The 22,959-nt window shown below is 40.2% G+C and carries 25 protein-coding genes; 17 read left to right on the top strand and 8 right to left on the bottom strand.

Annotated elements, in window-relative coordinates:
• The first annotated feature begins 5 nt into the window (after positions 1-5).
• Entirely contained in the window at positions 6-2,453 is a 2,448-nt protein-coding gene (locus QHT84_RS13710; RefSeq protein ID WP_283240171.1) for a TonB-dependent receptor plug domain-containing protein, read from the top strand.
• Positions 2,454-2,599: 146 nt separating this feature from the next.
• Positions 2,600-3,136: a hypothetical protein gene (locus QHT84_RS13705; protein WP_283240138.1), complete on the top strand. Its 537-nt coding sequence runs from the start codon at positions 2,600-2,602 to the stop codon at positions 3,134-3,136.
• Positions 3,137-3,186: 50 nt separating this feature from the next.
• On the opposite strand, the gene QHT84_RS13700 is transcribed toward QHT84_RS13705, so the two are convergent.
• Positions 3,187-3,537, bottom strand: coding sequence for a 4Fe-4S dicluster domain-containing protein (locus tag QHT84_RS13700; protein ID WP_283240137.1), 351 nt, complete (start codon positions 3,535-3,537; stop codon positions 3,187-3,189).
• 62 nt (positions 3,538-3,599) lie between these two features.
• On the opposite strand from QHT84_RS13700, the gene QHT84_RS13695 reads away from it, so the two are divergent.
• The 5 genes from QHT84_RS13695 to QHT84_RS13675 all read left to right on the top strand — a co-directional run bounded on the left by QHT84_RS13695 (position 3,600) and on the right by QHT84_RS13675 (position 7,889).
• Positions 3,600-4,658, top strand: a complete 1,059-nt coding sequence (locus QHT84_RS13695) for an acyl-CoA reductase (protein ID WP_283240136.1) — start codon at positions 3,600-3,602, stop codon at positions 4,656-4,658.
• A gap of 130 nt (positions 4,659-4,788) precedes the next feature.
• A complete protein-coding gene (gene serC, locus QHT84_RS13690; RefSeq protein ID WP_283240135.1) occupies positions 4,789-5,883 on the top strand; it encodes a 3-phosphoserine/phosphohydroxythreonine transaminase in 1,095 nt (364 codons plus the stop codon).
• A 154-nt stretch (positions 5,884-6,037) separates the two neighbouring features.
• Complete coding sequence (locus QHT84_RS13685; protein WP_283240134.1) at positions 6,038-7,000, top strand: D-2-hydroxyacid dehydrogenase; 963 nt, start codon at positions 6,038-6,040, stop codon at positions 6,998-7,000.
• A 110-nt stretch (positions 7,001-7,110) separates the two neighbouring features.
• Positions 7,111-7,542: a DUF6146 family protein gene (locus QHT84_RS13680; protein ID WP_283240133.1), complete on the top strand. Its 432-nt coding sequence runs from the start codon at positions 7,111-7,113 to the stop codon at positions 7,540-7,542.
• Between the two features lie 26 nt (positions 7,543-7,568).
• Positions 7,569-7,889, top strand: coding sequence for a DUF6787 family protein (locus QHT84_RS13675; protein WP_283240132.1), 321 nt, complete (start codon positions 7,569-7,571; stop codon positions 7,887-7,889).
• A 56-nt stretch (positions 7,890-7,945) separates the two neighbouring features.
• Here QHT84_RS13675 and folE read toward each other — a convergent pair whose 3' ends face one another.
• Entirely contained in the window at positions 7,946-8,617 is a 672-nt protein-coding gene (gene folE, locus QHT84_RS13670; protein ID WP_283240131.1) for a GTP cyclohydrolase I FolE, read from the bottom strand.
• A 149-nt stretch (positions 8,618-8,766) separates the two neighbouring features.
• On the opposite strand from folE, the gene QHT84_RS13665 reads away from it, so the two are divergent.
• The 8 genes from QHT84_RS13665 to QHT84_RS13630 all read left to right on the top strand — a co-directional run bounded on the left by QHT84_RS13665 (position 8,767) and on the right by QHT84_RS13630 (position 17,507).
• Positions 8,767-9,426 carry an ABC transporter ATP-binding protein gene (locus QHT84_RS13665; RefSeq protein WP_283240170.1) on the top strand — a complete coding sequence of 220 codons (660 nt, stop codon included), beginning with the start codon at positions 8,767-8,769 and terminating at the stop codon, positions 9,424-9,426.
• Positions 9,427-9,430: 4 nt separating this feature from the next.
• Positions 9,431-11,125, top strand: a complete 1,695-nt coding sequence (locus QHT84_RS13660; RefSeq protein ID WP_407649250.1) for an LIC_10190 family membrane protein — start codon at positions 9,431-9,433, stop codon at positions 11,123-11,125.
• Positions 11,118-11,882, top strand: a complete 765-nt coding sequence (locus tag QHT84_RS13655) for a TIGR02757 family protein (RefSeq protein WP_283240129.1) — start codon at positions 11,118-11,120, stop codon at positions 11,880-11,882. The genes QHT84_RS13660 and QHT84_RS13655 overlap by 8 nt, the downstream gene beginning before the upstream one ends.
• Positions 11,883-11,926: 44 nt before the next feature.
• Positions 11,927-13,273: a DEAD/DEAH box helicase gene (locus QHT84_RS13650; protein ID WP_283240128.1), complete on the top strand. Its 1,347-nt coding sequence runs from the start codon at positions 11,927-11,929 to the stop codon at positions 13,271-13,273.
• A 76-nt stretch (positions 13,274-13,349) separates the two neighbouring features.
• On the top strand, positions 13,350-15,281 hold the full coding sequence (locus QHT84_RS13645) for a BatA and WFA domain-containing protein (protein ID WP_283240127.1): 1,932 nt from the start codon (positions 13,350-13,352) through the stop codon (positions 15,279-15,281).
• Positions 15,278-16,534 (top strand): dihydroorotase, encoded by a 1,257-nt coding sequence (locus QHT84_RS13640; RefSeq protein WP_283240126.1) that lies wholly within the window; start codon positions 15,278-15,280, stop codon positions 16,532-16,534. The genes QHT84_RS13645 and QHT84_RS13640 overlap by 4 nt, the downstream gene beginning before the upstream one ends.
• 2 nt (positions 16,535-16,536) lie before the next feature.
• Complete coding sequence (locus tag QHT84_RS13635; RefSeq protein WP_283240125.1) at positions 16,537-16,860, top strand: DUF4870 domain-containing protein; 324 nt, start codon at positions 16,537-16,539, stop codon at positions 16,858-16,860.
• Positions 16,860-17,507 (top strand): alpha/beta hydrolase, encoded by a 648-nt coding sequence (locus QHT84_RS13630; protein ID WP_283240169.1) that lies wholly within the window; start codon positions 16,860-16,862, stop codon positions 17,505-17,507. The genes QHT84_RS13635 and QHT84_RS13630 overlap by 1 nt, the downstream gene beginning before the upstream one ends.
• 31 nt (positions 17,508-17,538) lie before the next feature.
• On the opposite strand, the gene QHT84_RS13625 is transcribed toward QHT84_RS13630, so the two are convergent.
• Genes QHT84_RS13625 through QHT84_RS13615 form a run of 3 tightly spaced genes read right to left on the bottom strand, consistent with a single transcriptional unit; the run spans position 17,539 to position 19,304 of the window.
• Positions 17,539-18,024: a hypothetical protein gene (locus tag QHT84_RS13625; protein WP_283240124.1), complete on the bottom strand. Its 486-nt coding sequence runs from the start codon at positions 18,022-18,024 to the stop codon at positions 17,539-17,541.
• A gap of 18 nt (positions 18,025-18,042) precedes the next feature.
• Positions 18,043-18,534: a hypothetical protein gene (locus QHT84_RS13620; RefSeq protein ID WP_283240123.1), complete on the bottom strand. Its 492-nt coding sequence runs from the start codon at positions 18,532-18,534 to the stop codon at positions 18,043-18,045.
• Positions 18,535-18,536: 2 nt separating this feature from the next.
• The gene (locus tag QHT84_RS13615) at positions 18,537-19,304 is read right to left on the bottom strand and encodes an MBL fold metallo-hydrolase (RefSeq protein WP_283240168.1); all 768 of its coding nucleotides are present in this window, start codon (positions 19,302-19,304) and stop codon (positions 18,537-18,539) included.
• 118 nt (positions 19,305-19,422) lie between these two features.
• Here QHT84_RS13615 and QHT84_RS13610 point away from each other — a divergent pair, with 118 nt between their 5' ends.
• Positions 19,423-20,880, top strand: coding sequence for a TonB-dependent receptor (locus QHT84_RS13610; protein WP_283240167.1), 1,458 nt, complete (start codon positions 19,423-19,425; stop codon positions 20,878-20,880).
• A gap of 37 nt (positions 20,881-20,917) precedes the next feature.
• Here the strand turns inward: QHT84_RS13610 and bcp are convergent, their stop codons facing one another.
• Positions 20,918-21,367, bottom strand: coding sequence for a thioredoxin-dependent thiol peroxidase (bcp, locus tag QHT84_RS13605; protein ID WP_283240122.1), 450 nt, complete (start codon positions 21,365-21,367; stop codon positions 20,918-20,920).
• A 59-nt stretch (positions 21,368-21,426) separates the two neighbouring features.
• On the opposite strand from bcp, the gene QHT84_RS13600 reads away from it, so the two are divergent.
• On the top strand, positions 21,427-22,092 hold the full coding sequence (locus QHT84_RS13600; protein WP_283240121.1) for an endonuclease III domain-containing protein: 666 nt from the start codon (positions 21,427-21,429) through the stop codon (positions 22,090-22,092).
• A gap of 16 nt (positions 22,093-22,108) precedes the next feature.
• On the opposite strand, the gene QHT84_RS13595 is transcribed toward QHT84_RS13600, so the two are convergent.
• Complete coding sequence (locus QHT84_RS13595; protein ID WP_283240120.1) at positions 22,109-22,252, bottom strand: hypothetical protein; 144 nt, start codon at positions 22,250-22,252, stop codon at positions 22,109-22,111.
• A 60-nt stretch (positions 22,253-22,312) separates the two neighbouring features.
• Positions 22,313-22,900, bottom strand: a complete 588-nt coding sequence (locus tag QHT84_RS13590) for an RNA polymerase sigma factor (protein WP_283240119.1) — start codon at positions 22,898-22,900, stop codon at positions 22,313-22,315.
• Between the last annotated feature and the right edge of the window lie 59 nt (positions 22,901-22,959).

Genomic DNA, 22,959 nt, shown 5'->3' with positions numbered 1-22,959 from the left:
GATATATGGCCGCTCAGGACAATCCGAATGCAGCAGCTCAAGACAGCACAAAAATCAACGAATTACAGGAGATTAAAATTGTAGGCTCCCGAAATGCAAAGCGAACGGTGGTGAACTCGGCCGTACCGATTGACATTATCGACGTAAAAAGCGTCACCACCCAAAGCGGAAAAATTGAGATTAACGAGTTGTTGCAGTATGCGGCACCCTCATTTAACGCCAACAAACAATCGGGGTCCGACGGAGCCGATCACGTAGATCCGGCCACTTTACGCGGTATGGGACCCGATCAAACTTTGGTTTTGATTAACGGAAAACGTCGCCACCAATCGTCGTTAATCAACTTGTTTGGTACCCGCGGTCGCGGTAATACCGGAACCGATTTGAATGCAATTCCGGCCGCAGCCATCAAACGCATCGAGATATTGCGTGACGGTGCCGCGGCACAATACGGTTCGGATGCCATAGCCGGAGTCATTAATATTGTATTGAATGACAATGTGGACGAGTTGACCGGTTCTGTTACCTACGGCATGTACAGCACCAATGCCGATGGGGATTTTCCGGCGGGAACGCCTAATACGGGAGACAACTTTTTGGATGTGAATGCCGATGGGAACAAGCAAGCCGATGGGAAAAGTTTTGACGGAAATTCGATTAAAGTGATGACCAACTACGGCACCAAAATTGGAGACAAGGGCGGTTTTGCCAACTTTACCGCCGAGTATTTAAATAAAGAAAAAACCTTGCGTCCCGGGTTTGATTTCCGACGTGGTTTCGGAGAAGCCTCGATACAGAGTTTTAATTTCTTTGTGAACGCGGCCATACCGGTTTCCGATAAAACCAAGTTTTATGCCTTCGGTGGGCGCAATTACCGCGATACCGATGCCTATGCCTTTACCCGAAACAATCCTTCTCCACGTATTGTAACAGCCATTTACCCGAATGGATTTACGCCGAGAATTACTTCGTTAATTATCGACAATTCTGTAGCAGCCGGATTCAGAACCAAAACCAATTCGGGTTGGAATTTAGACATCAGCAACACGTTCGGAAAAAACGTATTCCACTACTACATTAAAGGAACGTTAAACGCTTCTTTGGAAGAGGCTTCTCCTACCGAGTTTGATGCCGGTGGTCATACGTTGAGTCAGAATACCGTAAATTTAGATTTATCCAAAAATTACGATAGCGTATTGAACGGATTAAACCTGGCGTTTGGAGCGGAGTACCGAACCGAGCAGTTTACCATTTTTGCCGGAGAAGAAGGTTCCTATGCCACCTATGACGTAAACGGTCAGCCGGTAACCGATCCGGCCAATCAAACCATCCCGACCGATCCTGAAACCGGTGAGCCGAGACCGGGTGGTTCTCAAGGATTTCCGGGCTACAGTCCGGCCAACGTAGTCGACCGCAGTCGTTCTAACGTTTCGTTGTATGCCGACGGTGAATTGGATGTCAGCGATAACTTTATGGTTTCCTCGGCGTTGCGTTTTGAAAACTACAGTGATTTCGGAAGTACCTTGAACGGAAAATTAGCCGCTCGTTTGAAAACCGGTGGCAACATTAACTTCAGAGGTTCGGTAAGTACCGGTTTCCGCGCCCCGTCATTGGCTCAGATTTATTACAATTTGCGTTTCACCAACTTCTCCTCGAGTGGTGCTTCGGAAATTTTATTATCGCCTAACAACAGTCCGGTTACCCAAGCTTTTGGCATCGGAAAATTAAATGAAGAAAAAGCGGTCAATGCCTCTTTGGGATTCACGGCAAGCTATGGCGACTTTACCGCCACGGTTGACGGTTATATGGTAAATGTTACCGACAGAATTGTATTAACCGGCTATTTTGATGCTTCGGCATTGAACATTGGCGTCGACCAAGCGCAGTTTTTCGTGAACGGTGTGGATACCAAAACCACCGGGTTGGATGTGGTCGTTTCGTGGAAAAAGAAATTCGGTGACAACCACTTCGGGGCTACTTTGGTGGGCAACATCAACAACATGAAAGTAGACAAGGTAAATAACGGCAGCTTAGACGAACAAACCTTTTTCGGAGAAAGAGAAAAAGCATTTCTTTTGGCTTCGGCTCCTGATAATAAATTCAGTTTGAACCTGAATTATTCCAGAAAATGGTTCGATGCCGGATTGGCGTTTACCCGATTCAGTGAAGTCCAATTATTGGATTACCAGATGTATGAAGACGTAGCCGATTACGGTTCATTTGCCAATCAAATCAAAGCCGCTACCGATACCTATGGTGCCAAGATTGTAACCGATTTAACCTTGGGATTCAATTTATCTAAAAACACCAAGTTGAGCATCGGAAGCAACAACCTGTTCAATGTGTATCCCGACCAACAAGACGACTGGGTAGAAGCCGGTGGTTATTGGGATGCTGTACAAATGGGATTCGGCGGTGCGTATTACTATGCCCGTATGAATTTTAAATTCTAATCTCGTAGAATCACACTAAAAGTCCTGAGCTGATACTCAGGACTTTTTTTTGATGTATATCTTATAAAAAATTAAAAAAATCATGTAACACCTTCCGTTGGTAAACGAATTAACTTTGTATCTAGTTCATCATAAATCAATTGGTTATGAAAACACTATGTGCTATTTCACTGCTTACCTTCTTTTCAACAACTCTTTTGGCCCAAAACACGAATATCAAATCGGAAGAGACCACCGTTATCACGACCATAAAAGACGCTTCGGGAGAAAAGAAAATCGTAAAATCGGAAGTCAAAAAAGAATTACAGCCCATTGAGTTGGAGAATGAAAAACCAAACTCCATCAATATCGACACTAAAGAAAGTCCGGTTACCGTATTGACCAAGACCAAAGTCTCGGTCAATGGTGAAACCCAATTTATTGATGTAGACCACAGTGCTTATTATGAGAAGGATGGTCAAAAATACCAGATTTTGTTGGACGCTTCGGGCTATATCATGAAAACGGCCAGTGGTAACCAACAAACCCATTTAAAAAGAACTTCCAATAACAATTATATTTTTAAAAACAAGGGTGTATTCGCTGTAGGGTATTTTGATGCCGAAGGCAATCTCATTGTAGAGACGTATGACGAAAAAACAGACACCATAACCCTTGAGAAATATAGTGTTGTGAAGTCTTGATATATTTCATGTTTGTAAAAAGCCCGAGCGTAAAACTCGGGCTTTTTTGATTATTCGTTATGCAAAAACGATTGTCGGTTGAGTAAGGTTTCTTCGCTCTCGACGTGGTTGTCATCGGGAACGCAACAATCTACCGGACAAACGGCAGCACATTGCGGCTCTTCGTGAAACCCTTTGCACTCCGTACATTTGCTTGGTACAATATAGTAGATATCATCCGAAATCGGTCTTTGCGCGGCATCGGCATCGACTTCTGTTCCGTCGGGCAAAATCACTTTACCTCTTAATTTAGTACCGTCTTTGTAGCGCCAATCATCGGCACCTTCGTAGATTGCGTTATTCGGACATTCGGGTTCACATGCACCGCAATTGATACATTCGTCAGTTATAATGATAGCCATAGCTGATTTTTAATTAATTTTGCGCAAAATTACAATCAAAACCATTCATAAACAAGCTACTCATGTCACAAATCGAGAAAAAAAATTGTTTTATCGCATTAGGCCGGTTTTTGAGTCAATTTTCCAACGAACAAAATCAGAAAGACGATGCGGTATGGCATAACGATTTGTTTTTTGACTCTTTTGTCGATTTGATTCATGCGTCGCAATCGCACAACGGTTGGTTTACGCCGGAGCAAGTCTACCATGCGGTGCAATCTTGGGCCAAAGCCTTGACGGAAGACAATCTAAACCAGTGGTTATCCCGATACGATTTCTCGACTGTCCAACCGAAAACCGTAGGTTTAATTTTGGCCGGAAACATTCCGCTAGTGGGCTTTCACGACTTTCTTTCGGTGTTGATTTCGGGACACAATGTATTGGTCAAAACGTCTTCCAACGACCAACATCTGATTCAGTTTATGGCGAAATACTTAATAGCCGTTTGTCCGGACATGAAAGATTGCATCACTTTTACCGATGGAAAATTAGAAAATTTTGAAGCGGTGATTGCCACAGGAAGCAACAACACGGCGCGTTATTTTGAGTATTATTTTAAGGATAAGCCGAGTATTATCCGAAAGAACCGCAATTCGGTCGCTATATTGACCGGAAATGAAAGTCGGGCCGATTTGGTGCGTCTCGGAGAAGATATTTTCAGGTATTTCGGATTGGGTTGTCGCAATGTTTCCAAACTTTTTATCCCGAGAGATTACGATTTTCAGCCTTTTTTTCAAGCCATTTACGAATACAAAGACGTCATTTTCTACGAGAAATACGCCAACAATTACGATTACAACAAAGCCGTTTTCCTAATGAGTAACTTCACGTTACTCGATAACGAATTCCTGACCCTAAAAGAAGACCCCAGCTACGCCTCGCCTATTTCCTCCCTATTTTACGAATACTACGATCGTTTGGAAGACGTGCAACAGCGATTGGAAAACGATAAAGACCAAATTCAGTGTGTGGTTTCGAATGGCTTGACTCCGAACAGCATTCCGTTTGGAAAGACACAACAGCCGGCGCTGTGGGATTATGCGGATAATGTCGATACGTTACAGTTTTTAATTGAAATTTGATTGCGAAATTGCAACTAAATGTTATAAACTAAAACGTTTTCGTTAATAACATAGCCTTATTATTGCGGAATTCTAACCGCTTATTTTAGACCTATTTCCGAAATTTGCACTTTAATTTTTGGAAAACCTCATGAAAAAACACAACTACAGCGCCGGACCGTGCATACTGCCACAAGAAGTTTTTGAAAAATCGGCTCAAGCCATACTAGACTTTAACCATTCCGGTTTGTCTATTTTAGAAATTTCGCATCGCAGTAAAGATTTCGTAGCCGTTATGGAAGAAGCGCGAGCTTTAGTCTTGGAACTGTTAGGCTTGGAAGGCAAAGGCTATCAAGCATTGTTTTTGCAGGGCGGTGCCAGTTTAGAGTTCTTGATGGTTCCGTACAATTTGATGAACATTAACGGTAAAGCCGCGTATTTGGATACCGGAACTTGGGCCAACAACGCCATTAAAGAAGCCAAATTGTTTGGGGAGACGGTAATTGTGGCTTCTTCTAAAGACCAGAATTACAATCATATTCCTGTGGATTATACCATTCCGGAAGACGCCGATTATTTCCATTGTACGAGCAACAATACCATTTTCGGCACCCAAATGAAATCATTTCCGAAAACGAATGTTCCGGTGGTTTGCGATATGAGTTCGGATATTTTTTCAAGAACGCTCGATTTTACGCAATTTGACTTGATTTATGCCGGAGCACAAAAAAACATGGGCGCTGCCGGAGCCACATTAGTCGTAGTCAAAGAAGAAATTTTGGGTAAAACCGGCCGTACGATTCCAAGTATTTTAGATTATCAAAAGCATATTAAAGCGGAAAGCATGTACAATACGCCGTCCGTTTTTGCCGTGTATACTTGTTTATTAACGTTGCAATGGTTGAAAAAACAAGGCGGCATTGCCGCTATTGAAAAGATAAACGAAGCGAAAGCCAATTTACTATATAGTGAAATCGACCGAAACACCCTATTTAAGGGCACCTCAGCTGTAGCGGACAGAAGTTTTATGAATGCTACGTTTTTGTTGGAAAATCCGGAACTTCAGGAGTCGTTTGACAAAATGTGGAAGGAAGCCGGCATTTCGGGAATTACCGGTCACCGTTCGGTTGGCGGGTATCGCGCTTCGATGTACAATGCTTTACCCATGGAAAGTGTGCAGGTTTTGGTGGATGTGATGCGCGAATTTGAGTCGGTTTTCAGCGACCAGTCGCAGTTAGCACAGTAGGCCTAGCCCCGATTGGAGCGGCATCCTTTTATTTTGTCCTTCGACAGGCTCAGGATGACAAAATAAAAGATACAGCGAAAAGCGGGAAACAGCTCCTAAAAATAATTAATAATGAGGACGAGATTTCTCGTTCCCTCGAAATGACAATAAAAGAATGAAAGTATTAGCCAACGACGGCATTTCGAAAAGCGGCATTGCGGCTTTAGAGAGAGGCGGATTTGAAGTGATTACCACCAAAGTGGCGCAGGAACAAGTAGGAAATTATATCAATGCGAACGGTGTTTCGGTATTGTTGGTGCGCAGTGCTACTAAAGTTAGAAAAGAATTGATTGACGCGTGTCCGGGATTAAAAGTTATTGGTCGCGGTGGCGTTGGCATGGACAATATTGACGTGGAATATGCCCGCAGCAAAGGCATTCATGTGATTAATACACCGGCATCGTCTTCGGAAAGTGTGGCCGAATTGGTTTTTGCGCATTTGTTTACCGGGGTTCGTTTTTTACACGACTCCAACCGCAATATGCCTTTGGAAGGCGACTCGAACTTTGACGGTTTGAAAAAAGCGTATGCCAACGGCATTGAGTTGCGCGGCAAAACGTTGGGGATTATCGGTTTTGGCCGAATTGGACAAGCCGTGGCGAAAATGGCGTTGGGTTTGGGTATGAAAGTGATTGCTGCCGATAAATTTGTAGACAAAGCCGAAGTAAAAGTCGATTTTTACAACGGTCAATTTATCAACGTGGCATTTGAAACCGAACCTCTGGAAGAAGTGATCAAGCATTCTGATTTCATCACGTTGCACGTGCCGGCGCAGGAAGGTTATGTTATTGGCAAAACCGAATTTGAGTTGATGAAAGACGGCGTAGGCATTGTAAACTGTGCCCGTGGCGGCGTAATTGATGAAGTGGCATTGATAGAAGCATTGGACAGCGAGAAAGTATTGTTTGCCGGACTGGATGTATTTGAGCGCGAACCCCATCCGGAGATTCAGATTTTGATGCATCCGAAAATTTCGTTGACACCGCATATCGGCGCCGCAACTTTGGAAGCACAAGACCGCATCGGTACCGAATTGGCGGAGCAAATTATCAGTCTGCTCCAATCGCAAAAAGCATAACACTTAAAATAGATATAAAGCCATACAGAAACGTGTGGCTTTTTTATTTTAACATTTTGAAAACGGTAACTTTCCCTGAATTTGCGTATTTTTATTCTCAAATTGAGTCTATGAAAACGTTAGTCGCTGTTGTCTTTACCCTTCTGGTCATCATTGGTTGCAGTAGTTCCAAAACAACTGCTAAGACCGGCAATGCTGATTTGAGCAAAGCATCCGACACGGTAAAAATCGCCAACGACAGTTTAGAATACGAAGTGATTATCATTGACCCAGGCTTTAGTTCATGGTTAGCCGGAAGAGCCCGACCAAGAGGCTATTACTCGTTGAACTATTTGGAAGCCAAAAATCAAGTCTATGTTTACGAATGGAACAGTCGCGTTTTACAACCGATGCTTTACGATCCGAATTTGTATGAAATGCGAATTGACTATGAACCGAATATCCGGTACGGCTATGAGGTAAATTACCTGATTTACAATTACTTTATTTATTTTCAAAATCGATATAATCAAAGATTGGCCGGCTTTGTACCAAGGCAATAATCCCCTATCTTTGCAGAAAACACTTTATGGCAAGTTTCAAAGAGCGCTGGAATATCAAATCAAATTGGCAGGTTTTTGTCATTTTGGTGGTATTTGCCGTTACGGGTTCTACGGCTGCCTATCTTTCTAAGCCTATTTTAGCCTTATTTGGGATTGAGAAAGGCACTGTTTCAAATTGGATTTACTATCCGTTATATATCATTCTTATTTTCCCGGTTTATCAAGTGCTTTTGGTGAGTTTTGGGTTTCTCTTCGGGCAGTTTACTTTCTTTTGGGCATTCGAAAAGAAAATGCTTAAAAGCATGGGATTGGGCTTCTTGGTACCCGATAAAAAAAATCCCAAGTAATGACTTACTCAGGATTTTCGCCCAAAAAAATTTTCAATAACTTTAACTAAAAAACACTACTTTTCTTTGTTGAGAAGATTGAAAAAATCGTTTCTATTTTCTTTTTCATTGAAAATACCGCCGTATTGGATGGTCGACGTATAACTGCTTTCATCTTGTATGCCGCGGCTGGAAACACATAAGTGTTTGGCTTCCATCACGACGATGACATCTTCGGTTTCGAGTACCGACTTTAATTCGTTAAATATTTGCATAATTAAGCGTTCCTGCACTTGCGGGCGACGAGAATAATAATTAACTATTCGGTTTAGTTTGGATAACCCGATAACCTTGCCGGCTGAAACATAACCAATGTGTGCTTTCCCGATAATCGGTAAAAAGTGATGCTCACAAGTGGAATTAAAACTGATATCCGCTTCCACTAACATTTTATCGTATTGATAGGAATTCTCAAAGACAGACAGTTTTGGTTTGTTTTTGGGATTTAATCCTGAAAAGATTTCCTGTATGTACATTTTAGCCACACGATGCGGAGTGCCTCTTAAACTGTCATCAGTCATATCAAGACCAATCTCTTCCATGATGGCAAAAAAATGTTTTTCGATGGCAGCCATCTTTTGCTCGTCAGATTTGATAAAAGCATCCGGACGAAGCGGTGTTTCTGCAGAAGTCATTTGATGATTGTCACCGATCAGTTCAAATAATTCTTGTTCAATGGGTGTGTTCATAAGAATTAAAATTTTGTTTAACAAATTTAGTTAAATATTAAACAATAAAAATTAATTAACATAACTTTATTATTTATCCGGGTATAAAAAAAACTGATATGAAATGGTCAAACGAAAATACTTTGTTACTTTGTGAAAAAATCGGATTGATGATTATTGCCCAAAACATACACAAATACTATGACAGTCTGCACGTTTTAAAAGGTGTTGACATTCACATTCAAAAAGGAGAAATTGTTTCTATTGTAGGCGCTTCGGGAGCCGGAAAAACGACGCTGTTGCAAATTTTAGGGACTTTGGATACGGCTTCGAAATCAGACACTACTTTACTGGAGATAAATGGTGAAAACGTATTGAAAATGAATGATAAAGAAATTTCAAAATTTAGAAATTTACATTTGGGGTTTATCTTTCAGTTTCACCAATTATTACCCGAATTTACGGCATTGGAAAATGTGTGCATTCCGGCCTTTATTGCCGGTAAAGACAAAAGTGCCACGGAAGCCGAAGCCATGCGCTTGTTACATTATTTAGGTTTGGACCAAAGAAGCCATCACAAACCCGGTGAGTTGTCGGGCGGTGAACAACAACGGGTTGCTGTAGCCCGGGCGTTAATCAACAAACCGGCCGTAATTTTTGCTGATGAACCTTCCGGAAATTTGGATACGGCTTCAGCTGAAAACTTGCACCAATTGTTTTTCAAACTGCGTGAAGAATTCGGGCAAACCTTTGTGATTGTAACGCATAACGAAGAATTGGCCAACATGGCCGACCGCAAATTAATCATGAAAGATGGTTTAATCGTGTGATGCTATGGTGCTTATTTTGCTGAATTGGTTATTTATCGTTATCACTTCACTAAGTTTGGGAATAAGCTTTTCAAAATTATGGGCAATTCCGTTGCGTCACATCACTATGACAAGCCTCCTAGGCTTATTCGCAGTAACGTTACTGGCTGGTCTTTGGGCCATTTTCGGGCCGATAAACTTAGTTTTTGCTGTTTTTTTAAGTTCATACACTATACTTTCGGGGTATTATTTCCGAGCCGATTGGCGCGTGTTGTGGAAAACTACCCTTGAATCTATTGCATCTTTTTCGCTCCCACTGAAAATACTCTTTTGGCTGAGTAGCCTTTTAATATTGGTGCAATCCGCAACGGCGCCGTTTGTAATTGACAATGAAACCTATTACATTCAAACGATTAAATGGCTCAACGAATTCGGTTTTGTTCCCGGCTTGGCCAACTTGCATTTATTTTTAGGACAAACCAGCGGCTGGCATATTACACAAAGTGTGTATTCCCTTTCGTTTCTTTACGAGAACTTCAACGACTTGAATGGTTTTTTACTTTTGATGTTGAACTTTTGGGCCTTTCAACACCTTCAATCTTACCGGGTTAGCGGGAATAAAATCGATTTGGCTTTCGGATTGTTGCCGCTGAGCTATCTTTTTTTGTTCCAATTTGTCAACGCGCCTTCGCCTGATTTAGCGGTTTATGTTATTGCATTCCTGGCGTTTTCCATTTACACTTCAGATGAAAATGCTACAGAAAAATTAAAACTACTCAGCGTCTTATTGCTTTTTGCAGTATACATTAAAATTACAGCCGTAGTGCTTTTGCTTTTGCCGATTCTTATTTTGATTAGACACTTTCGTCAAATCAACGGTCAATTTATTCCGATTCGGTTGCTCGCCGGTTTGGTGCTGTTTCTGTGGGTAATTAAGAATACCTTACTTACCGGTTATCCTTTTTATCCGCTGACTTTCTTACCTTATTCCGAGGCGGATTATGTAGTGCCGAAAGACATATTGTCGTACTTTTTCAGTCACGATATGATGCATTCTTTTTACATACCTTTTGGCACTCTTGAAAAGGCTTCGCTGTCGGACATGCTGAAGCACTACTTTTTATTAAACGGAATCGACAGTGTAATCGGATGCACAACCCTATTGTTGCTCATCAGTACACCGTTTATCATCAAAAAGTACTATCCGAAACAAGGTTTACAAAACCTTTATTGGATGTTTGTTGTGCTTTTGGTTTTACTGATTTTGAGTTCGCCTCAATACCGATTTTATGTTTACTTTACCATATTCCTGGGATTGTTAGTACTTGCGGTTCTTTTGTCAAAAGAAAAAATAATCCTTACGGTTATAGGTTTGAGTTGCGTCGGCTGTGCTGTCTTGGTTTTTATTCCGATGTCGTTCAGCAGTTTAACCCGCAATACTATGCTCATGCAAAACAGTACTTTTGAAATGGAGAATATGATTTTTCCGAAACCCAACAGCAAATACAAGAGCATTTACACCGCTGAAATCAAAGGTAATCTGCACTACAACGCTCCGCAAAACACCGAATTGTTCTGGATTACCGGAAACGGTACTCTACCCACAGTAAGCAAAGAACAACTGGATTATTTCGAAACCTATTTTCATGTGATTCCGCAAAAACGGGGTGAAACACTTCGTGAAGGTTTTAAAGCTCAAAACGTAAACCGACATGACTAAATCAGAACTCAAAGATTTTCTAGACGAAAAAGTCGTGCTTTACAACAACCCTAAATTCATTGAAAGCGATCCGATTCAGATTCCGCATCAATTTACCTTAAAAGAAGATATTGAAATTGCCGCTTTTCTTACCGCTACCATCGCTTGGGGCAATCGCAAAATAATCATCAACAACGCCCAACGCATGATGGATTTGATGGGCCATTCTCCATATGATTTTGTTATGAATCATGAAGAACATCATTTGGGTACGCTGGAAACATTTGTCCATCGAACCTTTAACGGTGCCGATTTTAAAACTTTTGCCATTGCTTTACAACAATTGTATCAAAATAAAGGTGGCCTGGAATATTTTTTCACCCAACATCAGGAAAGCGATTCTATGCAAAACGCCATTGCCGCTTTCAAAAAACAATTCTTTACTGTGCCGCATTTGCCTCGAACTACGAAACACGTCTCCGATCCGGCGCAAGGTTCGGCCGCCAAACGAATCAACATGTATTTGCGTTGGATGGTTCGAAGAGACAACAATGGTGTTGATTTTGGGTTATGGCCTAAGATTCCGACTTCCGCTTTATCCTGCCCGCTCGATGTACATTCCGGCAATGTGGCTCGTAAATTGGGTTTACTTACCCGAAAACAAAACGACGGTAAGGCTTTAGCGGAATTAGATGCTTCACTTCGTGAACTAGACCGGAACGATCCGGTGAAGTACGATTTTGCCCTATTTGGTTTGGGTGTTTTCGAAGGCTTTTAAGGTTTATTTTCAATTCCGTACCTTTGCCCGAAATTCACTAAGCCATGAGCACTTTCGAGTCATTTAATCTTCCGAAATCTTTACAAAAAGCCGTTGACGAATTAGGTTTGACCACACCAACACCTATTCAGGAAAGAGCGTTTCCGGTAATTATGTCGGGACGCGATGTGATGGGAATTGCCCAAACCGGTACCGGAAAAACGTTCGCCTATCTGTTACCCATATTAAAACAATGGAAATTTGCCGCTACCGATACGCCGCGCGTGGTAATTATAGTACCAACCCGTGAATTGGTGGTACAAGTCGCCGCCGAAGTAGAAAAACTCAGTCAATACATGTCGGTTCGGACCTTGGGCGTTTACGGTGGTGTGAATATCAATACGCAGAAAACCGCGGTTTATCAAGGGATTGATATTTTGGTCGGCACTCCCGGAAGAATCATGGATTTGGCGTTGGACAATGTGGTTCGGTTTGACAACTTGCAGAAATTGGTCATCGATGAGTTTGATGAAATTCTGAATTTAGGGTTTCGCTTTCAAGTTACTTCCATCCTAACCATGCTCAAAGGCAAGCGTCAAAATATCTTATTTTCGGCTACCATGACGGATGATGTGGATGACATGTTGGAAGAATATTTTGATTTTCCCGAAGAAGTATCCTTAGCACCAAGCGGAACACCTCTGGAAAAAATAGATCAATTAGGCTACAAAGTGCCTAATTTCCTAACAAAAGTCAATTTTATAGCCGACCTGCTCCAAGACGAAGCTTTTGAACGCGTGTTACTTTTTGTGAACAATAAAAAAACCGCCGATTTATTAGCTGATAAATTAGAAGAAATGTATCCGGAGCAATTTGGGATTATTCATTCCAACAAATCACAAAACTACCGTTTGCAAACCATGGCCAGTTTCAGAGCCGGTGAAATCAGAGGTATTGTGACCACCGATGTTATGGCGCGTGGTTTGGACATTTCGGATATCACACACGTTATTAACGTTGAGTTTCCGGAGATTCCCGAGCAATACATTCACCGTATCGGGCGAACCGGTCGTGCCGACAAATCGGGTATCGCCATCAGTTTAATCAGTCCGAGAGAAGAAGAGATTATGATAGAAGCCGAATTGTTGATGGAAAAAGAAATCGAATTCCTCGATTTACCGGAAACTGTTGTCATCGCCGAACGCTTGTTGGAGTTTGAAAAAGACAAGAAAAAGAAAATGAAGTTTTTGTTGAAGAAACCCAAATTAGAAGGCGGTGCTTCCTTTCACGAGAAGAAAGATAAAAATAAGAAAGTTAACTTAGGCGGCCCATCCAAAACCAAAAAGAAAACGGGTACTTCGGTGAACCGCAACATCTTAAAAAACCGAGCGGCCAAGAAAAAAAAGAAATAGGCTTTCCTCTTTTAAAAATCTTTAAAACGACTCCTTCAAATCATAAAAAGTGCTATTTTTGATAAACTTTTACTAAATGCAATTCAAACACCCGGAAATCCTGTATTTTCTTTTCTTATTGGTGATTCCAATTGTGGTGCATTTATTTCAGTTACGACGTTTCAAGAAAGAATATTTTACCAACGTCCAATTCCTTAAAGAGCTTTCGTTACAAACCCGAAAAAGTTCGACCATCAAAAAATGGTTATTGCTTTTCACTCGCTTACTGCTTCTCGCCTGCTTGATTTTGGCTTTTGCGCAACCCTTTTTTACCGCCAAAGAAAGCTCGAAAGCGATGAATGAAATGTACATCATTTTAGACAATTCGTACAGCATGCAAGCCAAAGGAAAGAAAGGCGAATTGCTCAAGCGTGCGGTTCAGGATTTATTAGAGCACACACCCGAAACTCAAAACTTCTCGCTCATTACCAATTCCGAATCGTTTTGGAATACCGACATCAAATCGATTCAGAAAGAGTTGCAGGATTTAAAATACAGCGCAACGCCTTTCCGACTGGACAACTTGATTGCCAAGATTAATGCCCGAAAATCGGGTTTCAACAAAGATATCGTAGTGATTACGGATGCCGTTGGTGTCGAAGCCAACGAATCGAAAAGTTTCAAAAAAGAAGACAATGTATATTTCATCATACCAGAAGCTGAGCAAAAGAACAATGCGGCTATTGACAGCGTGTACATCCAACAAAACTTAGACAGTTTTTATGAAATTGCCATAAAGTTATCCGCCAACGGCGAAATACCTACCGTACCGATTGCACTTTACAATCAAAATAAGTTAACCGCTAAAACCGTGGTAAATTTCGATAGCGATACCAACACCCAATTGGTTAAGTTTACGATTCCAAAAGAAGATTTTCACGGCCATGTTTCTATTAGCGATAAAGGTTTGGAGTATGACAACACGTACTTTTTCAGCATTTCAAAACCGAGCAAAACCAATGTTATCAGTGTAGGCGAAAGTGAAAAAAGCAATTTCCTTTCACGCATTTACACCAACGACGAGTTTGCATATACCAATTTCCCGTTAGCCAATTTGGATTATAACTTGTTAGAAAAGCAAGATGCTATTGTTTTAAACGAACTCAAAGACATTCCGCAGGCTTTGCAAACGACTCTGAAATCCTTTGTCGGTAAAGGCGGGAATCTGATTGTGATTCCCTCACAAGAAGCCAATCTGAATAGTTGGAATCCGTTTTTAGCTCAGTTTGGTGCAATTAAGTGGCAATCGGGTAACAACGGTGATAAAAAAGTGACTAAAATTAATTTCAATCATCCGCTGTTCCAATCTGTTTTTGAAAAAAAGATTGATAATTTTCAATATCCTTCCACCAAAAACAATTTCAATGTAAGCAGTGCCACGCCTTCAATTTTGGTGTATGACGATCAAAGTGCTTTTCTGACAGCGGTTTCCAACCCTTTATCATCGGTGTATGTTTTTGCGGCGGCCATTAATAAATCCAACAGTAATTTCCAGAATTCACCATTGATTGTGCCCACGTTTTACAATATGGCACAAAACAGTCAAAAAACAGGGGTTGTAGCCATAACCATAGGAGAGAACCAACCTTTTGTGGTAGACGCTTTACTATCAAAGGATGAAATTCTAACGGTGAAAAATGCCAAAGAACGTTTTATTCCGGTACAGCAATTATTGAATACTAAAGTCAAAATGAATTTTGCCGAAAATCCGACGGAAGCCGGAAATTTCGGTATCTTTAACGGCACCAATCCAATACAAAATATCAGCTTCAACTATACGAGAACCGAAAGTGATTTGAATTTGATTAATACTGATATAGCAGCCGGTTTCAAAGAAATTGAAGATATAGAATCGGTGTTCAACACCATTCAAACCGATCGAACCGACACACAAATCTGGAAATGGTTTGTGCTGCTCACCCTACTCTTTTTAGTCTTAGAACTGCTCATTCAAAAATTTGTAAAATGAATTTAGTTATCCGAAAAGCCAAAATTATTGACCCGAAAAGTCCGTATCACAACCAAACCGTTGATCTAAAAATTACTGAAGGTGTCATTGAGGAAATAGCGGCTTCGGTAACCAATACTGCCCAGTACGAAGAATTCAGTCATGATGGTTTACATCTTTCGCAAGGTTGGTTTGACACCAGTGTTTCCTTGGGTGAACCCGGATTCGAAGACCGTGAGACTATCGCTAACGGTTTATATGTAGCAGCCAAAAGCGGCTTTACCGGGATTGCGCTTCAACCCAACTCACATCCGATAATTGACAACCAATCGCAAGTGCATTTTGTGAAACAAAAAGCTGCAAATTCAGCCACCGATTTATATCCGATTGGCGCTTTGACCAAAAATAGTGAAGGCAAAGATTTGGCGGAATTGTATGATATGAAAAATGCCGGAGCTGTGGCTTTTGGCGATTATGGAAAGAGTTTATCTAATGCTAATTTGCTGAAAATTGGTTTGCAATATGTACAAGATTTTGACGGGTTGGTCATCGCGTTTGCACAAGATGAAAACATCAAAGGCAATGGTGTGGCTAATGAAGGCGTAGTTTCGACCCGATTGGGATTGAAAGGCATTCCGAATTTAGCCGAAGAGCTTATCGTAGCCCGCAACTTATTTTTGTTAGCATACACCGGGGGTAAGTTACACATTCCTACCATTTCTACAGCCCAATCGGTGGCTTTAATCCGAGAAGCCAAAGCCAAAGGTTTAGCTGTGACTTGCAGTGTGTCTGTACATCATTTGGTATTAACCGATGAAAAGTTAGATGGTTTTGACACCCGTTACAAAGTCAGCCCGCCACTGCGCACGGAAGCCGACAGACAAGCTTTGTTAGCCGGGGTTTTAGACGATACCATCGACTGCATCACTTCCGACCACAATCCGATGGATATTGAACATAAGAAAATGGAATTCGATTTGGCTAAAAACGGAACGATTGGATTGGAAAGTACTTTCGGAGCGTTACTAACGGTGCTGCCGTTGGAAAAAATAACAGCAAAATTAACTTCCGGTAGAGCGATTTTAAATATTGAAAGTCAGGCTATTGACAAAAACAAAAAAGCCAACTTAAGCTTATTTGAAGTGGATAGTCAATGGGAATTTAATCAAGAAAGCATCCTTTCGAAATCGAAGAATTCAGCTTTCTTGGGTCAAAAAATGAAGGGCAAAGCCCTCGGCATTTACAATCAAGGAAAATTAGTTTTAGCATCGTAATTATGAATACAACAGACAAAGGTAAAAATACCGCTATAGTGGCGTATATGACAATCATCGGAGCGGTGATTGCTATTTTCATGAATCAGGAAGAAAACAAATCTGACTTTGCTTCTTTCCATATCCGACAAGCATTAGGTATCTTTTTGTCGTTTTTTATTTTGGGTTATTTTGTGGGTTATGCCAATAGTTGGACGGCTACCTCTGCTTTTTACTTGTTCTATTTTATTTTATGGATTTACGGCTTTTTAGGAGCAGTTCAGGAACAAAAGAGAGAAATCCCGTTAGTGGGGCGCTTTTTTCAAAATACTTTTAAAAATTTATGATGTCCTTATCGTTATACTATTTAATCAAAGAACCCAAAGTAAGAAAAGACAAAAACCCATTGCTCTTACTGCTGCATGGCTATGGGAGCAATGAAGAGGATTTATTTTCGTTTGCCGGCGAATTACCCGAGGATTATTTTATTGTCTCGGCTCGAGCCCCTTTCGATTTATCCTATGGCAGTTATGCTTGGTATGCCATCAATTTTGATGCAGATGAAAACAAGTTTTCCGATATCGGTCAGGCCAGAGCATCGCGGGATATTATTGCGGGATTTATCGATGAATTAGCGGCTAATTATCCTATTGATGCAGAGGACGTTACCTTGATCGGTTTCAGTCAAGGATGTATTTTAAGTTACGCTGTGGCGTTGTCGTATCCAGAAAAAGTCCGACGTGTAGTGGCCATGAGCGGGTATTGGAATCCGGAAATTGCCGTAGATGATTATTTGGAAAATGATTTCAGCCGACTCAAAATATTTGCCTCACACGGCACCGTTGATCAGGTGATTCCGGTGGAATGGGCACGAAAATCCATACCAATGCTGCAGGTTTTGGGCATTGATATCGTATTCAAAGAGTACTTAGTCGGACATGGTGTAGCCCCTCAAAACTTTTTTGATTTTAAACATTGGTTGCAAAACACATAAAAAAGGTCTTGAGAAATCAAGACCTTTTTTGTTACTGTTCGGTATCACTGCCCATGACGCGCTTTCCCATTTGGCCATCCCCGGCAAATTTGCTTTCGGCTCCTTTTTTCAAGACATAGCCTTTCCAAGGTACCAATTGCCAATCTTCAAAAACCCAAGGCTTACCCTCAGAAGCTCTTATTAATACTATGGATGACGTTTCATTAGGCAAAAACACTTCTGCTTTATGCAAATCTTCGCTGAACAATACAAAAGCACTCAGTGTTTCATCTTCATTGTCCGGTTGCGTTACAGGATTCAATGGAATACCGGTAAATATTTTGATACACTCTTTGTTGAGTTTTGACCAAACATATCCGGCCGAAGCCAAACAACCGTTTTCGTCTTTATCATTCACTTGAGTAGAGTCGCTTACTGTAGTTTTAGAGCTCACTTCATCTTCAGGAACTTGTTGATCGGTCCATTTACAGGAAAGAAAACACAGCGAGATGAGTACCAGTGTAGTTATTTTTTTCATGCTTCAGGGGTTGGTTTGCTAATTAAATTCTTCAGGGTACAAATACGAATTGAGGACTTCAAAGGAAATACTTTTATCTTCATTTACAAAATACTTTAATAAAACTTCTCCCCATAATTTGCCGTTACTGTATTGTGCCATAATCCATCGGTGATTGAGTAATTTTACTTTAGTAATGATGAATTTTTGCTCACTTATCTTGGCCTGATCGGTGTATTTATTGCCTTCCGGAGCGTCATTATAAGCCAACAATGCTTGTGTTACTCTTTCGGTGAAGTCACTGATTTCACCTTCATTTAAATAATTCTGAGCACGGTCATTATATTCCAAGGAAAACGCATTGGCATCAGACAACTTATTGTTTAAATCATCCATCGAAGCTTGAAGCTCTTTATTTTTGGAAGTCAACGCTTTTAATTGGCTTTCATCTTTGGATGAAAAGTACTTATACGTAAAAAGATTCATCAAAACAGCAATAATGAATAGGTATAAAAATAATGACTTTCTCATGTTTATAGTGTAATTTTTAAATTGTCATAAGCCAAAAACACATTATGTGGTAAGCGCTGTTGCACTTCTTCGTGAAAACCCATCAGATGACTAATGTGTGTAAGATACGCTTTTTCGGGCTGAATCAAATGTATAAAATCTAGCGCTTCCTGCAAACTAAAATGTGAATGATGAGGTTCTTCCCGTAACGCATTTACCACCAACACCTTGACACCTTTCATTTTTTGAATCTCAGTTTCATCAACAGATTTCACATCCGTTAAATATACGAAATCCTTGATGCGATACCCAAAAACCTGAAGATTTCCATGGTGTACATTAATCGGAATAATGTCGGTGCTACCCATTTGAAAGTTTTGGTTATTGATAACTTCAAATGTCTGTACTCCGGGTGCACCTGGATATCTGTTTTCTGTTTCAAAAATATAGTCGAATCGCTTTTTTAAATTATTGAGCACTCGTTGGTGTCCATAAATCGGAATGTCTTTACCTTGTTTGAAGAAAAAAGGTCGTATATCATCTAAACCGGCGGTATGATCGGCGTGTTCGTGTGTAAATAAAATGGCGTCCAAATGTGAACAGCCCGAGGTGAGCATTTGCTGGCGAAAATCGGGACCACAATCAACAACTACCGAGTAATCATCCCAAGTAATCCAAACCGATACCCGTAAACGTTTGTCCTTAGGATCGTTACTTTGACAAACCGAATGATGGCTTCCTATGACCGGTATCCCTTGCGAGGTTCCGGTACCCAGAAAATACACTTGCATCTTTGTCTCCATAGTGATGGAATGGTTTTTGAAGTAAATTACAAAAATAGGTTAATTATCTTTTAATAAAATACCTATTTTACTAACTTTGCTGCGAATACAATCTACCATGGACAATATAGTTTCGAATATAAAACTGAAAGGTGACAAAGCCATCGAATCGGTACCGGCTATTAAAGACAAAGCATTGCGCATCAACCTGAATGAAAACATTTACGGGACATTTGCGGAAATTGGTGCCGGACAGGAAACCGTGAGGCATTTTTTTAGAGCCGGAGGTTCTTCGGGCACCATTGCCAAAGCCATGTCTGCCTACGACAAAGATTTCAGTGACGCCATTTATGGTGTAGAAGATGACGGTCGTTATGTAACGGAAAGTCGTTTGAAGAAAATGCTCAATCACGAAGTAGAATTGATTGAAAAACGTTTGAAAAGGGATAAACATCCGAATAAAATGTTTTTCAGTTTTGCCAATACGGTAGCTACCATCGATTTTGCCAAACAATTTAAAGGACACGGTTGGGTTGGTATCAAATACCAAGTAGAACCCGATGAGGATTACAACGAAATCATTTTACACATTCGTTTTAAGGAAAGTGACGCCCGATTACAACAAGAAACTTTAGGGATTTTGGGTGTTAACCTTATCTATGGTGCCTTCTACAAATACAACGATCCGAAAAAATTACTCCGTTATCTTTACGATCACTTGGATAAAGACCAATTGGAAATTGATACCATCAACTTTTCCGGTCCTCGTTTTGCCAATGTGGATAACCGATTGATGAGTTTGCAGTTGGTTAAAAACGGGATGACCGAAGCAGTAATGTTTGGTCCTGACGGCAAAAATATTTTACCGGCCGCTATCTTATATAAGAAGAATATCTTGGCCATTCGCGGTAGTTTCCGACCTGTAACCCAGGTAAACATGGACATGTATGAGAAATCGTTAAAGATGTTCCTTGAGGAAAGTAAGGTAGACAAAGACAATACTTTGGTCGTTTTTGAAATTACCTTGTCCAACTTGCGTTCGGAAGGTGAAATTGATGAGAGAGATTTTATGGACAGAGCCGAATTGTTGTGTTCATTAGGACAAACGGTGATGATTTCCAACTTCCAAGAATATTACAGAGTGGTAGAATACTTCTCTAATTATACTAAAGCTCGTATGGGATTGGTAATGGGAGTGAATAATTTGGTAGATATTTTTGATGAGAAATACTACCGTCACTTAAGTGGTGGTATTTTAGAGGCGTTCGGAAAATTGTTCTACCGCGACTTAAAAGTGTTTTTGTATCCGATGGAAGATGAAAACGGTGAGATTATTACTTCTCAAAACTTGAAAGTACACCCAAGAATGAAAGAGCTCTATAAGTTCTTTGCCTATAACGGGAAAGTGGTCGACATTACCGATTTTGATAAAGACCACTTGAAGATTTTTTCCCGCGAAGTACTCAAAATGATTAATAACGGTACGCCGGGTTGGGAAAAATTGTTACCCAAAGGGATTTCCGATATTATCAAGCAGCATCAATTGTTTGGGTACGACCCGAATAAAGTATTGGAAAAAGCATAACATAAAAAAAGCCAAGTTGTAGAACTTGGCTTTTTTGTTACAATATTTGATTCGCATGCTCTTTTGACTTTACATCGGTAATGACTTCTTCCAAGATGCCATTTTCATCAATCACAAAAGTAGTTCTGTGAATACCGTCGTATTCTTTACCCATAAATTTCTTTGGTCCCCAAACCCCGAAGGCTTTGATGACTTCTAAATTTTCATCGGCCAACAACGGGTAAGGCAAATCAAATTTCTTTTTAAAGTTGTCTTGTGCTTTAGCTTTATCAGCACTTACTCCTAATAATTCATAATTATTGGCTTTAAAACGCTCGTAATTATCACGCAAATTACACGCTTCTACAGTACACGTTGGTGTGTTGGCTTTCGGATAAAAAAAGACTACCAGTTTTTTTCCTTTATAGTCGGCAAGCGTATGCAATTTGCCTTCTTGGTCTAAGGCCGAAAATTGAGGTGCCTTATCTCCTTTTTTTAATGTCGTCATTTTAAAATTGTATGTTTTAAGGGTTAAATTTATTATTTTTACTATCAAAAGTAACCATAATGACCAAACAAGAGCGTGCAACGTTTGTTATAAATACGTTAAATGAAATATACCCGGAAATTCCTATTCCGCTAAACCATAAAGACGCTTACACCCTATTAATTGCCGTATTGCTTTCAGCTCAATGTACTGACGTTCGCGTCAATCAGATTACACCGCTTTTATTTGCCAAAGCCGATAACCCATATGATATGGTGGAGCTTACTGTAGAAGAAATTCAGGATATTATTAGGCCTTGTGGCTTATCCCCCATGAAATCGAAAGGGATTTACGGTTTGTCAAAAATTTTAATAGAAGAACACGGAGGCGAAGTGCCGCAAAGCTTTGAAGCTTTGGAAAAATTACCGGCTGTAGGACATAAAACAGCCAGCGTGGTAATGTCACAAGCCTTTGGCGTACCGGCCTTTCCTGTGGATACGCACATTCACCGATTGATGTACCGATGGAACTTATCTAACGGAAAAAGCGTGGTACAAACAGAAAAGGATGCCAAAAATATCTTCCCGAAAGAATCATGGAACAACCTGCATTTGCAAATCATTTGGTATGGGAGAGAATACTCTCCGGCTCGCGGATGGGATTTAGAAAAAGATATCATCACTAAAACCATTGGAAGAAAATCGGTTTTAGAGGAATATATAAGAAAAACATCCCGCCTTATTTAAAATAAGACGGGATACTTTAATTAGCTATGGTTTCGAAGTTCAAGTTACCTACTTTCATGATACTTAACGCACAAGAATATTGAAGTATCAAACGAATCGTTTCTTTTTTAGGTAACATTTTTTTGGGAGCTAATTTTTTTTTGGAGTAAAGTTTTGCCATATATAAAATCGGTTTGTTTTGGATGTTTATATAAGAACGCAAAAAGTTACTTTTTATTGTTTAAGAAGGTAAATAAATTTTATTTTTTTCAATTACTTTTCTCAAATTCGTGATGGCATACCGCATTCTGCCCAAAGTAGTATTGACACTAACACCCGTAAAATCAGCAATTTCTTTAAAACTCATATCTAAAAAGTAGCGCATCATAATCACTTCTTTTTGATCATGTGGCAGCTTTTCAATGATCATTTTTATATCGGTTTCCACCTGATTTTTAATGAGTCTGCGCTCTACATCCAAAGTATCATCCGTAATTCTGGAAAAAATCGACAATTCATCAGTATCTCTGCTGAATGGCATCTTTTTTTCGCTGCGAAATTTATCGATAATCAAATTGCTGGCAATACGCAAAACCCAGGACAAAAACTTGCCTTCTTCGTTGTAATACTTTTTGGCTTTCAGCGTATGAATTACCTTGAAGAATGTTTCCTGGAAAATGTCTTCTGTCACATCTCTATCCGAAACTTTGGAATAGATATACCCATAAATTTTTGATTGGTGCCTATTAATTAATAGTGCCAAAGCGTTTTCATCGCCGGCAACATATCTGTCAACTAATACTGCATCAGGAAGTTGAGATTTAGCCATAACATTACCTTTTAGAAGAGGGTTAAATAAAAATAAAATCTAAAAAGTATTGTTTTTGT

The organism is Flavobacterium sedimenticola (assembly GCF_030053345.1).
GTDB classification, from domain to species: Bacteria; Bacteroidota; Bacteroidia; order Flavobacteriales; family Flavobacteriaceae; genus Flavobacterium; species Flavobacterium sedimenticola.
The sequence above is the reverse complement of the archived record's forward strand: the minus strand, read 5'-3'. Positions and strand labels throughout refer to the sequence as shown.

Coding starts and splice junctions, on each gene's coding strand:
- bcp (WP_283240122.1), bottom strand. CDS start 21,367: ATGACGACATTAAAAAAAGGAGATAAGGCACCTCAATTTTCGGCCTTA.
- QHT84_RS13680 (WP_283240133.1), top strand. CDS start 7,111: ATGAAAACGTTAGTCGCTGTTGTCTTTACCCTTCTGGTCATCATTGGT.
- QHT84_RS13595 (WP_283240120.1), bottom strand. CDS start 22,252: ATGGCAAAACTTTACTCCAAAAAAAAATTAGCTCCCAAAAAAATGTTA.
- QHT84_RS13660 (WP_407649250.1), top strand. CDS start 9,431: ATGGTGCTTATTTTGCTGAATTGGTTATTTATCGTTATCACTTCACTA.
- folE (WP_283240131.1), bottom strand. CDS start 8,617: ATGAACACACCCATTGAACAAGAATTATTTGAACTGATCGGTGACAAT.
- QHT84_RS13630 (WP_283240169.1), top strand. CDS start 16,860: ATGTCCTTATCGTTATACTATTTAATCAAAGAACCCAAAGTAAGAAAA.
- QHT84_RS13620 (WP_283240123.1), bottom strand. CDS start 18,534: ATGAGAAAGTCATTATTTTTATACCTATTCATTATTGCTGTTTTGATG.
- QHT84_RS13700 (WP_283240137.1), bottom strand. CDS start 3,537: ATGGCTATCATTATAACTGACGAATGTATCAATTGCGGTGCATGTGAA.
- QHT84_RS13600 (WP_283240121.1), top strand. CDS start 21,427: ATGACCAAACAAGAGCGTGCAACGTTTGTTATAAATACGTTAAATGAA.
- QHT84_RS13650 (WP_283240128.1), top strand. CDS start 11,927: ATGAGCACTTTCGAGTCATTTAATCTTCCGAAATCTTTACAAAAAGCC.
- QHT84_RS13635 (WP_283240125.1), top strand. CDS start 16,537: ATGAATACAACAGACAAAGGTAAAAATACCGCTATAGTGGCGTATATG.
- QHT84_RS13625 (WP_283240124.1), bottom strand. CDS start 18,024: ATGAAAAAAATAACTACACTGGTACTCATCTCGCTGTGTTTTCTTTCC.
- QHT84_RS13665 (WP_283240170.1), top strand. CDS start 8,767: ATGATTATTGCCCAAAACATACACAAATACTATGACAGTCTGCACGTT.
- QHT84_RS13655 (WP_283240129.1), top strand. CDS start 11,118: ATGACTAAATCAGAACTCAAAGATTTTCTAGACGAAAAAGTCGTGCTT.
- serC (WP_283240135.1), top strand. CDS start 4,789: ATGAAAAAACACAACTACAGCGCCGGACCGTGCATACTGCCACAAGAA.
- QHT84_RS13590 (WP_283240119.1), bottom strand. CDS start 22,900: ATGGCTAAATCTCAACTTCCTGATGCAGTATTAGTTGACAGATATGTT.
- QHT84_RS13675 (WP_283240132.1), top strand. CDS start 7,569: ATGGCAAGTTTCAAAGAGCGCTGGAATATCAAATCAAATTGGCAGGTT.
- QHT84_RS13685 (WP_283240134.1), top strand. CDS start 6,038: ATGAAAGTATTAGCCAACGACGGCATTTCGAAAAGCGGCATTGCGGCT.
- QHT84_RS13640 (WP_283240126.1), top strand. CDS start 15,278: ATGAATTTAGTTATCCGAAAAGCCAAAATTATTGACCCGAAAAGTCCG.
- QHT84_RS13615 (WP_283240168.1), bottom strand. CDS start 19,304: ATGCAAGTGTATTTTCTGGGTACCGGAACCTCGCAAGGGATACCGGTC.
- QHT84_RS13710 (WP_283240171.1), top strand. CDS start 6: ATGGCCGCTCAGGACAATCCGAATGCAGCAGCTCAAGACAGCACAAAA.
- QHT84_RS13705 (WP_283240138.1), top strand. CDS start 2,600: ATGAAAACACTATGTGCTATTTCACTGCTTACCTTCTTTTCAACAACT.
- QHT84_RS13695 (WP_283240136.1), top strand. CDS start 3,600: ATGTCACAAATCGAGAAAAAAAATTGTTTTATCGCATTAGGCCGGTTT.
- QHT84_RS13645 (WP_283240127.1), top strand. CDS start 13,350: ATGCAATTCAAACACCCGGAAATCCTGTATTTTCTTTTCTTATTGGTG.